Origin of the sequence: Collinsella sp. AF37-9 (assembly GCF_003475115.1) — a bacterium.
Lineage (GTDB): Bacteria > Actinomycetota > Coriobacteriia > Coriobacteriales > Coriobacteriaceae > Collinsella.
Genome location: NZ_QROQ01000003.1, coordinates 47041 through 61126, shown reverse-complemented (window position 1 = coordinate 61126; position 14086 = coordinate 47041). Strand labels below are relative to the sequence as shown.

The window sequence follows — 14086 nt, the reverse complement described above, 5'->3', positions numbered from 1 at the left end:
CTAGTCCTCCTTCTTTGCTACGTTGCCGTTGCTCCAAACGTTATGGGCACAATCGCTGCCGTCGATCCATTTGTCTTCCACACGCGTGTTCGTGCAGGTGAACGTGGCATCGTTCGCGCTCGATGCAGCGGAGATAGTCGCCTGCGCCTTATCGCCCGGCTGCTTGCCAGGGACACCGATTTGGCTGCTGTAGCGCCATGCCCACGCTGAGTCCTCCTCGACGGTGTAGATACCCGCCGGGACCGCAAGCTCGATAGCGCCGGAGTACCAGGCGGAACCGTCCTTCAGCTGCGCATCCGATGACACCGTTACCTCAACCGTGCGCTCATCCAAGGCGTTGCCGTCCATGTCGGCCCGGGAAACCTTGAAGCGGAACGTCTTGCCCTTCGCCCAGCTATCCTGGGTTTGCTTGACGATCTTGAGCGTATGCGTAGCGGCGAAATCGAACACCGCATTGCCATCGCTCTGAGTGCCGTCGCCCGTGAGCTTGTAGTCCAAACGATTCGTCAGCTCAAACGAGCCCTCGCCTGAACCCGAACTGTAAAGCGAGACATACTTCCCGTTGACAGGCGCAGGAGTCTGGCCAGGAAGACCATAGCCCACGCGGTCAACGTGCACCGTCAGTTGCGTGCCCATGAAGGGCTTTGCAAAGCAAGCCTTGAACGGCGCCTTATCGCTCTTGTCATCTATCGTGTTCGCGGCATTGGGATCAAGCAACCACTTGAGCTGCCCGGTCACATTCTTAGGGCTCGCATCGTCCGATGTGTCGTTAGCGACGACCTTATACGTCACCGGATACAAATCCATGTTGGCTGTAACCGGTTTACCCTTGAAGTCGCTCCACGCCACAGCTTTGTCGCCATTAACCCACTGCCACTCCAAGAACAACTCCTTCAAGCTGCTATCCGCTCGCTCGCCCAGGAATGCGACGATTGCGGAGTAGGCTTCGGGATCGTAGGCCACTTCCTTTGGCTCCATGACGGGTTCACCCTTGTCGTCATAGACCGGGTTGCCGTTCTCGTCCATCTTGGGCACCTTAACTGTCTGAACAAAGCCGGCATTGCCATCCTGGCCACGCAGAACACTCGTATCGTTCGGGTCTACCGTAGCGGTGTAGATGACGTTGCCTTCGGTGTCGTGATAGCGCACTTTAAGCGGCGTCTTCTTGTACACCGCAGTGTAGGTCACGCTCTCAAAGGGCTCGCTGCCCTCGAGGGGATACTTCTCATCGTCAGTCATCAGGGTGTACTGCCCGTCATTGACATAATCGCGCGACCAGCCGACAAAGTCGTACTTGGTGCCGTCAGTGCCCTCAACCTCCTCGGCGGCCTTGACCTCAAGAGAAATCTGGTCGCCGGAATCAGTGCGGCCGAGGCTACGGACAAGATCGGGATTCGCAAGTTTAGAGTCAATGTTCGATTGAACGGTAACCAGGTTGGGACGGTAGACCGGGTACAGCTCCATGGGGGCCTTGACCACGGTAGAAGCACTCACCATACGGATGCCCTCTGACCAAGCGACATAGCCCTTGCCAGGTGCCGGCTCGGCTTCCGTCCAGCCCACGAAGACGTTGAACTTGCCTGTATCCGCATCGATAGTGCTGACGTCATAAGTAGGCTTCGGGATGCCGCCATTAAGGTTGCCGAGCATATCGTCTTGCTGAGCAACTTTGCCGTCCACATCCGTGGCATTGAGGTGGTACACAACCGCCAACGGCGAATAGTACGCCACGAATGTATAGGCTCCGCCAGGTTCCACCGGATAAGAGCAAGTACCATGCTCCACATCGTAGGGAAGCGTCTTGATCTCGCCGTTCGGAAGCTCGATCTCAACCTTCTGCAACTTATACAGCTCACCGCCTGCTTTATAAACCAGCGTCGTAACGTCAGGGGTCACCGTTGCCGTAGCAGGATTGGTGTCCGCGTTGATAACGGGAGCGATGTTGTAGCTAGGCACATTGACCTTGTCCGTACCCTCAAAACCTGCGCGATGCAGGTTGGTGGTGTAGCTGACGTCGTACTTTGCGTAGACGGGATAGGCATCCTGCCACTGGGTGACCTTGGACTCGTCGGTCGCCAGATACGGCTCTGCCTTATCCGGATCACTCGTCACATAGGAGTCGCCGGCGACGTCGTAGATATACTTCCAGACGTCAGAATCCTTCTGAACCTCGGCGGTCGAAATCCAGCCCAGGAACTTATAGCCCGGCACGGCCATGTCGGCATCGGTCGGGGAAGCTTCGAGGGTCAGGGGGCTCTCATACGATCCCTTCTCACCATCTTCTGGCTTTTCGGCCACTTTAACCGACTTATTAACATGCGGGTAGTAATACGTGAACGTCGGATCCGCCCCGTTCACCTTGGTCTGCAGCAAGTTACTCTCATAGCGCCGCGTGGCAGTCCTCACGACATTATCGCCCTTGTTGTAGAAATTAACGTCCGTGGTAATCATCGCGCGAACGTAGTACTTCTTATCTGTACGCACCATGCTCTCGATGGGATTTTTCACATATGTCCAATATTCACCATCGCGCTCAAGCGTCCAGAAATTCAGGCGATAGCGATCATTCACCGGTTTGACCGTTACGTTCAGCGAAGCCGAAGTCCAAGTATCGCTTAGCGTTGCAGCGCCTGGAAAATCGGTATCGGCATAGAGGTTTTTTAGAGTATCGGCTCCCGTATCGTTTTTAACGTTGTGCGAGTACGCGTTAAGGGGACTCACGACAAGGGTTTCCTTCGTGAAGCGCGTGCCACACGTTTCATAACTATCCTTTATACCGTGGTCAACATGCTCCGGGCCCCAGTGGACGACGTTTTCACGCACGAAGGTACTACCGACGTTTTCCTCAAAGGGCGTTTGATAGCGATTCCAAACGGAACAAAGTAGCTTGCTGTCCGTAAACTCATGGTTGGTATAAGCCCGAACGTAATAATCCACTCGGTACTCAAAGCGGGCGATGTAGGTATGCGGCGCGGTTAAATCGACATCGGCGGGGAGCGTATAGCTGGGGTCGCGGCTTACGCGCACCTCGAGCGGGGCATCCTCGGTTCCCTTGTTTTCATACCAACCCAGGAAACGATAGCCGTCGGGCAGCTGGCCCTCCTCGGATATAGCTTTACCGGATACGTCGAGCACCTGTACGGTATACGCGCTTGTGCCATCTTCTGCAGTCTCAACCTTAACGTCAGTTTTGCCCACACCGTCGCGCCGAGTCTGATCGTCGGTTGCATCCTGCTCATTGCCCTCAAACACCGTCATGATGTTCGACACATAGTCGGTGTACACCGGATAAAAATCGGTAGGGCCAAGCACAGTGATCTCGGTGCCGGCAGGATAGAACGCACCGGCGTTTTTTAACTCGGCAAGCTCAGGCGAGGTGATGGCCGCGTAACCGCCATGCATCCCGGCCTCGCCACTCGGCTGCGTCGTCCAACCGATAAAGGTGGCGCTGGCAGAAAGAGTGCCGCGGTCCGCAGGGGCAGCCGGCGTTAAACCGACGCCATAGCGGTACCAGTCCGTCGACTTGTCGTGCTCCTCGCCGCTCTGCCACGCGAGCGTCTCGCCCTTGACGTTATAGAACAGTACCTGCGCCTCGTACGAAGCAATAAACAGGTCGTTGCCCTTAAAGGCCTCGGCCCCCTTCGCGTTATCGGCGGTATAGCTCGACGTTATCTCGTGCGCTTCGTTCTTCTGGACCTGCTTGCCAGCCTTAACGGCATCGGCATCGGTCTTGCCGTTAAACCAGGCGTTATCGGCATCGATACGGTTCACATTGACTCCGGGCTCACGGAACCAGCCCATAAAGCGGTAGCCGCCGTTGGCCTCGGTCAAACCCTCTGGCTTTGCGGAGGTATCCTGCTTAAACGTTACCGATGTATCGCCCTGGGCCAGGCCTTGGGCCGTTCCCGCCAGCACGGCGCTCACGGCAAAGGCGTACGGATCCGAGGTCGCCTGGTCTTTGCCAAGTTTGGTCTTCTCGATTGTCGCGGTGCCCGCACCGGGAAAATCGATCGTCGCCTTAACGCTTTGGCCATGCACGGGAATTTTCAGCTTGTAATCCATCGCCCACTCATTGGGGTGCGGGGCACCCAGGGCCTTGTCGTTAGCGGTCGAGCGCATGGTGCCGGCACAGAAGTCGTAGTCGTGCTCTTCCCACAGCTCGCGCGTGGTGTAGCGTTCGTCATCCCACGGACCATAGCCATCGCCCTTGATGATGCCGTCGCCGCCAAACGAGGGGATTTTCTTTTTGGCAGGGTTGCCCTGGCTGCTGCCGTTTAGGCTCACGCTCGGCTTAAAGTAGCATTCGGTAACCGTGGCGTCACCCTTGTTGGCGCGCGCAGCAATACCGCCCAGGTTCACATCGTTTTGAATGATGGGGATCACGGCGATGGGATTATACTGACGCGAGCTCAAGTCACCCGCAAAATGGCTTCGGACGAGCTCGTTGCCCTTTTCGGTTAGAATACGACCCGCCAAGCCACCCGTCCACGCGCGCGTCACGGCGACGACGCCCACGTACGACGCGGCATAGCTGTAGCACTGCGCCGTCGAGAAGCAGTCGATAATCTTGGCGTCACCCGCCATACAGCCCACAAAACCCGAGGCATACACGTTGTTGCCGCCCAGGGCGCCAATGGCCACGTCGTACTTATTGGTGACGTCGGTCATGCCCTTCTCGGCAATCGAGCCGTCGTCCTTACGCGTCGGCGTCACGCGGCAGTACTCAATCGTCGAATTTGTAACGTAGCCGGCAAACGCCGCCATATACAGACCCTCACCGCCGAGCGCCTGCACGCCCGAGGTCGCATTGTTGACGGCACGGCCGCCACGGACCTCGCAGTTGTAGAGGGTGCAGCCGTCGAGCTCGCCGACGATGAGACCGCCCTCAAAGCCTGCGTTGGTAATGAGGTTGAGAGCATTGTTGGCGCAGGTCACGTGCAGCGTGCTCTCCATGACCATAACGTTTTCGAAGCGCGTATTGACGGCCTTGCCCACGATAATGCCACCGCGGAAGTCCGCCCACACGTTGGCGTCCTTGACCAGGAAGTTTTTGATGGTGGCACCGTTGGTCTCGGCAAAAAATCCCGTATCGCGCTCGGGGTCAAAAGCGTCTTTATCGTAGTTCAGGCCCTCAACGGTGTGGTTTTGACCATCGAACACGCCCTTAAACGGATGCTCCTTGTTGCCAAACGACAGATGCTTAACGGTGTGCGAGACAATGGTCTTCATGTCGTCATCATTAAGCACGATATCGTTATCGAGATAAACGTGCCAGCCGGACGTATCGCGCTCGCGCGACAGCGCCACGTACGCCAAAAAGTCAGCCTCGTTTTTGATGTGGAATTCGGTTTTGGCCTCGGGCACATCCTCGGCATGCACTGCCGCCGGCAGCACCATAACGCAGCAAAAGGCGATCGCCGCCACGGCAACCAGCCTGCCGAGCACGCCTCGGTTCACGATCTTAATCTTCATGGGCTAGTTCGCCTCCGGCCAACCCACGACGTCAAGCACGTCGAGGACGGTATCGTTTGCCTGCTGATTTTTGGCCTGCACGGCCTGAACGTCGATATCGAGTTTGAATGAGCCACCGCGCGCGGCCTCGTTGTAGTCGCCCACAAAGCGCAGCGAATCCATGAGGCTCTCCGTCATGGCGCCGGGGTCGAGCATGCCGCCACGCCCAGCCAATCCGCGGTAGTAGTACCACCCATCGCCGCCATCGATCCACGGGGACCCCTCGCCCGCGTTCACGTTAAAGGCAACGTTGCCCGAGGCGTCCGCGCTCGAACCGTCGGGCGCCACCGACGTCATGCGCAGACGCGCGCGAACGTACTCAGGCTGCGCGCCGACGTTCTCCACGCGCACTATGCGGCTGATGTCAGAGCCCCCAGCCTTGGTGTCGGGATAGTCCCCGTGCTCGTTGGGCTCAAACGGAATCTCCTCGCCCTGCTCGTTGAGGGTGTATTCGCAGACTCGTACCTTCACGCTGCCAAACGATAGAACGTTGTTCGCCGGAACCATATCAACGGTAAAAGCCAGCGTGCCGCACAGGCACGCCAGGGCCAACAGCGCCATCGCGGCAAGCGCCAAGGTGCGTTTCTGATTGTCGGAAAGATTATTGAGCATTACGTTCGCCAGTCGTCAATCAAAGGGGGACCGAGATCCCAGCCCGAAAATGGGGATGGGGAGCGAGCCGGGATCTCGGTGGGGGGGATTAAGCCTGAGTCTTAGCCCATTCCTTGGCCTGCTTAAGGGCATTCTGCGCGTCAGCATTTTCACCCTGCTCGGTGCCATTCTGGCCCGCGCCAAAGATGTAGGCAGAGACCGTCATCGTGGGAGCCTGTTTCGGGTCAGTAGTAGTCTCGACAACATCGGTGTTGTTCATGGCAGAGGGAATCGTCACGGCAGTGAAAAGCTCATCGGTATAAACGTCCTGCGCTGCTTTGTTGGCTTCGAGCTTTGCAGGCAGGTTCTCTGCGGCAGGGTTCTTGGAGTACATAAACAGACCGCTCACGTACTGGTTGCCAGAGTTGTCAGATTGGTTGGTCTTGACTTGACCCTCAACGGGCTTCCAATTCGTATTTTTGAGCGTAAAGTACGGGGTCTTTTCAAGGCTGGTGCCAGGCTTGACGATGGCATTCTTTACGTAAATGAATACGTATGCATCATCAGAGCCAGCCTTGATGCCGACATTGGGGTTCTTGGCCACAGTGGCGCCAGGAACCATCTTGGAGTTGGCAACCCACTGGGTCTCGAACAGGTAGGCCTTTTCAGTGTTCGGATTATCGGGGTCCGGTTTCTCGGGATCGGTCGGATCAGGCTTGTTTTCCGGGTGGCCAAAGCTACCCACCGTGAACACGTTGTCAATGTGCTCCTGCGCCGTCAGCCATGCATACGTTCCCACGCCGGCGGCCAGCACCAACAGCAACAGGGCGGCAATGATGCCGTAGCGCTTTTTCTTCTTGTTTTCCATCGTTCTCTTCCTTTCGAGAATCGTTTTCCCCGGCAACGGCCCCTACCGCCGCCGACGCTTTTCCCTGCCGCTATGAACGCCGCTCCCTCGCATGCACGCGGGTATGCTTGCCCGCAGGCTCGTCGGGAACCATCCGATCGAGCACTATCGACGCCGCGATCAGCAGCGCCAGAACGGCCACCACAACAAGCAAACCGGGCATCGTCGTGCAATATGCGTTGACGAAGCCCAGGTAAGGGACACAAAAGGAAACAGTGCCGATAACACTCGAAAAAGGCGTCTGCTCGGCATCGTGCATGATGCTTCCGTCTGCATTTTTGTTCGCAATTCCCTGCGTGCCGATCATCTGCGCCACAGGGTCGATCTCGTACACCTGGTGCGTCACCACGGCACCGTCCGATCGGTAAAAGGTTGCATTGTCACCCACGGCAATATCCACTGGCTCAACCTGGCGAACAAACACCATGGAGCCGACGGGAAACTCGGGCTCCATAGAGCCCGAAAGCACAGCAAAGGGTGTGTATCCAAATGCGCGAGGCACAAAAGAAACAACGGCAAGGGCTATGACAAGCGCGAACGCCAAGCTACTCAAAAGTGCAATAAATCGTTTGAGTCTACGCGCAGCCAAAGTGATAATTCATCCCCCTTGAGGCCCTATTCGACCCATCCAAAGGTTAGCAAGTTTCAACAGGAACCGCAAGGCGCTTGAAAAGTGAGTCCGAAATAAGCCAATTTGGAATCTTTTCGTAATAAAAACATAGCGATGTGCTACACATTTTTCAATGTTTTGTCGCTAAATGCTACTAATTTTGGCGTAAGTGGTCATTTATCCCCAAATTGGTCTGCTTTATCCAATATCTGTGACTAACCCCCTACGCAACTTCCCCATAGAGGGATTATTTTTTTGCGAAACTAAAATAATGGTACCCCCCCCCACATTAAAATAAACTACTGGAAGTGTCATTTATTTCCGACCCCCCTTTGCCGGAGTTTTATGACAGCCCCATGTAGTTCGCAGCCCATAATCCTCTGAGAACCGTGTCCCAGAATTCACGTCCGGAGTGGGATGCAGCTTCCGCTTGTGGCCCCGTTGGGAAGCCGTATCCCGCTTCGATCACAAATTCCGGGTCGCACTTTCCGCCAAGGCCCTCAACCGGAAACGGCATCCCATTTCTCGGCCGAAAACTGGGATGCGGTTTCCACAGAGCCCCTCAACGGGAAACCGCATCCCATTCCAAAGGCAAATTCCGGGACGCAGCTTCCGCAACCCCACCCATCCGGAAATCCCATCCCACTCCGCACACATCCGGGCATAGAACAATCAGCTTATTAGGCCTTCCATCAATAAAGGGGCGCCCTCGTGTCACGAAAAAAGCCTCGAGAATTTCGAGGCTTTCACGTTTGTGTTATCTCGAGCGCGAGGCGACACGCCTACTCGCCCAGCACGGCCTTTTTGGCCGCCACCGCCATATGGTCCAGATCTTCCTTGGTGGGATGGTCCTTCGCGGCAACCCAGTTGTCGAGCAGCATCTTAAATCGGGCGTTGTCGGGATCTTGCTCGAGCATGGCCTCGTAGCGCTGCTTGACCGCGGGGCCCATCTTGCCCTGGCACATCGCCCAGCCCGCAAGCTCGGCATCCCCAGCCAAATTGGAAGTTACGCGATCAATAATCTGCTGATAGTAGCTCTGGTCGGCGCCAAAACCGCAGGTGCCAAACAGGAAGACGCGCTTACCGTGCAAGGCGGAGAGCAACGCCGCGACCGAAGGCGTGCACGCGCCCTTGTCACACCAAAAACCGACGAGCACCGTGTCGGCCGCGCAGGCGCCCTGCGCCTCGAGCGCAACCTGACCTGCATCCGCATCGTCGCTCAACGCCGCGGCATGGACAAACTCAACGCCCGCAGCCTGCAGAGCGCGCTTGATCGCGCCCGAAACCATCCTGGTATTACCGCTCTTGCTGTTGACCACCAAAGCGCACGTCATAGTCACGTTACCTCGTTTCCCCCAAAACTATAGCCACTAATGCAATTTATTAAAAGCATATCTTAGTACTATCGACGCAGATGTAAACCATCTGCCGCTAATCGGCAGCCCCTACTGGGCCCTACTGGGCAAACTGGCTACGATAAAGCTCGGCATAGAAGCCGCCTGCCGCTAGCAGCTCGTCATGCGTGCCGTGCTCGATAATCTGGCCGTCGCGCATGACCAGAATGCAGTCGGCGTTGCGGATCGTTGACAGGCGATGCGCCACCACAAAGCTGGTGCGACCGGCCATGAGCTCGTCAAATGCCGCCTGCACCTGCAGCTCGGTGCGGGTATCGATACTCGAGGTGGCCTCGTCCAGCAGCAAGATAGCTGGGTTGGTAAGCATGACGCGCGCGATGCACAGCAGCTGTTTTTGACCCTGGCTAAACGTGCCGCCGTCCTCGCCGATCACCGTATCGTAGCCGCCTGGCAGCTGCACGATAAACTTGTGCGCGCGTGCGCGCTTGGCGGCCTCGACAATCTGCTCGCGCGTGGCATCGGGGCAACCGTAGGCAATGTTTTCGGCCACCGTGCCCTCGAACAGCCAGGTGTCCTGCAGCACCATGCCAAAGGCGCAGCGCAGGCTCGCGCGCGTGTAGTCACGCGAGGAGCGACCATCGACCGCGATGCGCCCAGCATCGATATCGTAAAAGCGCAGCAGCAGATTGATGAGCGTCGTCTTGCCACAGCCCGTGGGACCGACGAGGGCAAAGCGCGTACCGGGTTTGGCCTCGATGCAGATATCCTGCAGCAGCTTGCGGTCGGGCACATAGCTAAAGTCCACGTGTTCAAAGGTCACCTCGCCCTGCGGGGCGACAAGCTCCACGGCATCCGCCGCGTCGGGCTCCTGCTCGCGCGCATCAAGCAACGCGAACATGCGGCGCGCCGAGGCGTACGCGATCTGGATCTGCGTGATGACGTTCGTGACCTCGTTGAACGGCTTGGTGTACTGGTTGGCGTAGGACAGGAAGATCTGCACGCCGCCCACCGTGAGCGCCGCCGGCACGCCCGTGATCACGCCCGCGCAGCCGATCACGGCGACCACAGCGTAGATGATGTTATTGATAAAGCGCGTGCCGGGGTTAGAAAGCGAGCCCATAAACTGCGCGCGCTCACCTGCCGTATACAGCTCGGCGTTGAGGGCATCGAAGCGCTGCTGGGCGTTGGGACCATAGGCAAAGGCGTCGACAAGCTTTTGCTCGCCTACGTACTCCTCGATATGACCACCGAGCTGCCCTTGAATACGCTGCTGCGCCGTAAAGCTCTTGTTGGAAAGCTTGGCGATGGCGCCGGCCGCAAAGATGGAAAGCGGCGTGACGAGCACCACCACGAGCGTCATGGCCAGGTTAATGGAGAGCATAAACGCGAGCGTGCCCACGATGGTGATAACGCCGGTGAAAAGCTGCGTGAAGCCCTGCAGCAGACCGTCGCCCACCTGGTCGACGTCATTGACCACGCGGCTCATAAGGTCGCCGTGGGCATGGCTGTCGATAAAGCTGAGCGGCATGCGGCTGAGCTTGTCACTTGCCTCCACGCGCATGTCACGCACCGTTTCGTAGGACAGGCGGTTGACGCAATAGCCCTGCAGCCACTGGAAGGACGCTGCTCCCACCACGACGAGCGCGAGTTTGGTAACGAGCGGCAGCAGCGCATCGAAGTCCACCTGGCCCGCGGCAACGATCAGGTCGATGCCCTCGCCAATGAGGATGGGCGTGTAGAGCTGCAGGATCACCGAGACGGCGGCACTCACAAACGACGCTGCAAACGAGACGCGGTGCGGACGAACATAGCCCAGCAGGCGGCGAGTCACCGCACCGGCGGGATAGCGCTCGGGGTCGCCGGGCTGGCGCGGACCGTCACCCAGGTCGTTGAGGTTATCGTTGCCGGACACGTTGGCCGTCATCGTGGCGACCGAACCGGAGGAAGTGTACGGATTCACTTAGCAGCCCTCCTTTGCGCAGACGGATGCGGGGGCGGTCGGAGCGGACGCGAGTCTTGGGGTGGGCGTGGGCGTCGTGCTCCCCTGCTGGCCCTCGAGCTCCTCGCGGCGCAGCTGCGACTGGCAAATCTCGCGATAGAGCTGGCAGGTCGCGTACAGCTCATCGTGCGTGCCCAGGCCCGCGACCGAACCGTGATCGAGCACGCAGATCATGTCGGCGTCGCGCACGGTCGAAACGCGCTGGCTCACGATGACGGTCGTGAGCGGCAGCCCGCCCTCGGCGGCACCGCGCACGCTGCGCTCGCGGATGGCGTGGCGAAGCGCCGCGTCGGTCTTAAAGTCGAGCGCCGAGGCAGAATCGTCCATGATCAGAACCTGCGGCGAGCCCACTAAGGCGCGCGCGATAGTCAGGCGCTGGCGCTGACCGCCGCTAAAGTTCTTGCCGCCCGCCTCGACCGGGGCATCCAGGGCTTGGGGCTTGTTGCGCACGAACTCGCTCGCCTGCGCCATGTCGAGCGCCGCCCAGAGCTCCTCGTCGGTCGCCGACTCGTCACGCCAGGTCAGGTTGCTGCGGATGGTGCCGCTCACCAGCGACGCTCGCTGCGGAACGGTCGCGACCACATGGCGCAGCTGATCGAGCGGCCAGGTGCGCACGTCGGCGCCCATCACGCTCACACTGCCGGTGCCCGCATCGTACAGGCGCGGGATAAGCGAGACGAGCGTGGACTTGCCGCTGCCCGTACCGCCAATAATGCCAAGCGTCTTGCCCAGCGGGAGCTCCAGGGTCACATCGTTGACGGCGTTGGCAGCGCCAGCGCCAAAGGAGAAGCTCGCATGACTCAAGCTCAACGCGGGAACCGGAACAGCGTTGCCCATCGCGCTCGGCTCGGGCAGTGCGACCGGCTCGTTGCCCTCGTCGGTGATGCTCGGCACGCAGTTGAGCACCTCGTTGATACGCGAAGCACTCGCGCTCGCCTTGGTAAAGACCACGACCAGGTTGGCGACGTACACGATGGAGGTCAGGGTCTGCGTCATGTAGTTCACAAACGCCATGACCTGGCCCTGCGTAAGCTCGCCCACGTTGACCTGGATGCCGCCCACCCACAGGATGGCGCACACGCCCAGGTTCATCACCAAAAACGTAACGGGGTTAAGGATCGACGAGAGCTTGCCCACCGCGATGGCGGTATTGGCCTGGTCATCGGCGGCTTGGGCAAAACGCTCGCGCTCGTGGTCCTCACGCACAAAGGCGCGAACAACGCGGGCGCCCGAAAGCCCCTCGCGGCAGATAAGCGCGATGCGGTCGAGCTTTGCCTGCAGCTGCTTGTAGTAGGGAATGCAGCGCGCCATGACAAACCAAAACACCAGGCCGATGGCGGGCGTGCAAATCAAAAAGATCATGCCGAGCTTAAGGTCGATGGCAAGGGCCGCGCACATAGAGCCCACCGCCAAGAAGGGCCAGCGGATGAGCATGCGCACGCCCAGCGCCACGGCAAGCTGCACCTGGTTGACATCGTTGGTGATACGCGTGATGAGCGACGGCGTGCCAAAGCGATCGAGTTCGGCATAGCTCAGCTTGTTGATGTGCTGGTAGAGTGCGCCGCGAATGTCAGTACCCATGCCCTGCGAGGTGAGCGCCGCCATCTTTTGGCAGACGAGCGTAAACGAGATGCCGATCACGGCCATGGCGGCAAGCACCATGCCGTAGTGGACGACGGCGTCCACGTCGTGCGAGCCAATGCCCTTATCGATCATCTGGGCAATCACCAGCGGCGTCAGCAGGTCAAAGATCACTTCGATCAACTTGCACGCAGGGCCGATCACCATATATCGGCGAAACTTACCACCAAAACGCCTGAGCAACTCAATCATGTATAGGCGCTCCCTATCATCATCCACATTCAATTCGAACCATGATAGTACCGCCACCCCAAAAGAAGCGTAAACAACTCGTCATTTCTAACGGGATTCAGTTTTCAGAGGAGCATACGCGCACACCCAGCCAGTGGCGGGCCAATCGCTTGGTATACTTACATTAGTGCTACCAAGTTAGTCGCCGACCCTTGAAATGAGGTGCCGAGATGAACGACATTCTCGCAAGAAGTGCAAGACGCGCAACCGTGGGCATCGCCCTTTCCGCGGCACTTGTCGCGGGAATCGCCCCCGCAACGGCGATCGCGGCGGAAACCAGTTCCCCCACCGGTGCAGTTGCCTTGCAGGCGGAAGATGCGGCCACCGCAAAAGAAAAAGCGTATGCAGCCATGCAGGAAGCGCTCAAAAACCTCGAGGCCGCAAAAGTTGCCGCAAGTCCCGAGAAACTTGCGGCAATCGATGATGACATTGCCGCTTTTCAAGAGATCTACGACATGGTGGCGGCGGAAGCCGCCAAACGGAGGGAACGCCTTCCCGCCATGCAAGCGAACGTCGATGCAGCCCAAGCCAAATACGATGAGGCCCACAGCCGGACAAGCGGCCTTCAGGCAGAATTAGATAAGGCACTTGAAGCACTCGGCAACGAGGAGCCCAGCACAGCTACTAAAGAGCATATTAAGCAGTTGCGACGTGAGATCATGTCGGCAGAAAGGCGAGAGAAATCTTGTGAAGATGATCTTCACTCCTACCGACGCCGGCTCGAAAGCCAGGAAAGACAGGTTCAGGATTCCGAAAGTGAGGCGGAGGAAGCCAAAGCCCACATCGATGAGGACATAGCCAAGCGAGATGCGCTCCTCGGCGATTTGGAAAAGGCGCAAGCGGCCTATGACGACGCCTGCAAGGCATACGAAGAGGCAAAGGCCGCGGCAGACAAGTCCACCTCGCCCGAGATAACGAAACCCGCCGATACGACAAAACCCTCCAGCTCAGCGCAGCCGGCCGAAACGGCACAGCCCGCCAGCTCGCCCGCGACCGGCAAATACGCTCCATCGAGCTCCACCAAGCAAGCAGATACGACCGCCGGCAAGCTCGCGAACACGGGCGACGCAGCGCCGAGCGCAATCACACTCGCAGGAATCGCCGCCGCAGGGTTCGGAATAGCCACCGCGGGTGTACGCCGCATCAAGAACTCAAAGTAGCTGCCAGAGCATTCTGCCTTCACCAATCCACAAGCCCAGAGACAAAAAGAGGTCCGTTTCCCCAACCTAGGGAAACGGACC

8 protein-coding genes are annotated in these 14086 nt (G+C 58.5%); 1 reads left to right on the top strand and 7 read right to left on the bottom strand.

The window, feature by feature from the left end; all coding sequences use genetic code 11:
• From DW024_RS01775 to DW024_RS01745, 7 genes are all read right to left on the bottom strand, one after another.
• Positions 1 to 5472 carry a hypothetical protein gene (locus DW024_RS01775; protein WP_118376842.1) on the bottom strand — a complete coding sequence of 1824 codons (5472 nt, stop codon included), beginning with the start codon at positions 5470 to 5472 and terminating at the stop codon, positions 1 to 3.
• Between the two features lie 3 nt (positions 5473 to 5475).
• On the bottom strand, positions 5476 to 6123 hold the full coding sequence (locus tag DW024_RS01770; protein WP_118376841.1) for a hypothetical protein: 648 nt from the start codon (positions 6121 to 6123) through the stop codon (positions 5476 to 5478).
• A gap of 88 nt (positions 6124 to 6211) precedes the next feature.
• Positions 6212 to 6970 (bottom strand): SipW-dependent-type signal peptide-containing protein, encoded by a 759-nt coding sequence (locus DW024_RS01765; RefSeq protein WP_118094324.1) that lies wholly within the window; start codon positions 6968 to 6970, stop codon positions 6212 to 6214.
• Positions 6971 to 7040: 70 nt separating this feature from the next.
• Positions 7041 to 7562, bottom strand: a complete 522-nt coding sequence (locus DW024_RS01760; RefSeq protein WP_255413752.1) for a signal peptidase I — start codon at positions 7560 to 7562, stop codon at positions 7041 to 7043.
• 839 nt (positions 7563 to 8401) lie between these two features.
• Entirely contained in the window at positions 8402 to 8953 is a 552-nt protein-coding gene (gene bilS / locus DW024_RS01755; RefSeq protein ID WP_118376839.1) for a flavodoxin family protein BilS, read from the bottom strand.
• A 121-nt stretch (positions 8954 to 9074) separates the two neighbouring features.
• Entirely contained in the window at positions 9075 to 10898 is a 1824-nt protein-coding gene (locus tag DW024_RS01750) for an ABC transporter ATP-binding protein (RefSeq protein WP_118376866.1), read from the bottom strand.
• A 36-nt stretch (positions 10899 to 10934) separates the two neighbouring features.
• Entirely contained in the window at positions 10935 to 12806 is a 1872-nt protein-coding gene (locus DW024_RS01745; RefSeq protein WP_118376838.1) for an ABC transporter ATP-binding protein, read from the bottom strand.
• 209 nt (positions 12807 to 13015) lie between these two features.
• Here DW024_RS01745 and DW024_RS01740 point away from each other — a divergent pair, with 209 nt between their 5' ends.
• The gene (locus DW024_RS01740; protein ID WP_118376837.1) at positions 13016 to 14005 is read left to right on the top strand and encodes an LPXTG cell wall anchor domain-containing protein; all 990 of its coding nucleotides are present in this window, start codon (positions 13016 to 13018) and stop codon (positions 14003 to 14005) included.
• Positions 14006 to 14086 lie beyond the last annotated feature (81 nt).

Excerpts from the sequence above, each read along its gene's own strand:
- DW024_RS01750 (WP_118376866.1), bottom strand. The coding sequence starts at position 10,898 with ATGACGGCCAACGTGTCCGGCAACGATAACCTCAACGACCTGGGTGAC.
- DW024_RS01740 (WP_118376837.1), top strand. The coding sequence starts at position 13,016 with ATGAACGACATTCTCGCAAGAAGTGCAAGACGCGCAACCGTGGGCATC.
- DW024_RS01775 (WP_118376842.1), bottom strand. The coding sequence starts at position 5,472 with ATGAAGATTAAGATCGTGAACCGAGGCGTGCTCGGCAGGCTGGTTGCC.
- bilS (WP_118376839.1), bottom strand. The coding sequence starts at position 8,953 with ATGACGTGCGCTTTGGTGGTCAACAGCAAGAGCGGTAATACCAGGATG.
- DW024_RS01765 (WP_118094324.1), bottom strand. The coding sequence starts at position 6,970 with ATGGAAAACAAGAAGAAAAAGCGCTACGGCATCATTGCCGCCCTGTTG.
- DW024_RS01770 (WP_118376841.1), bottom strand. The coding sequence starts at position 6,123 with ATGCTCAATAATCTTTCCGACAATCAGAAACGCACCTTGGCGCTTGCC.
- DW024_RS01745 (WP_118376838.1), bottom strand. The coding sequence starts at position 12,806 with ATGATTGAGTTGCTCAGGCGTTTTGGTGGTAAGTTTCGCCGATATATG.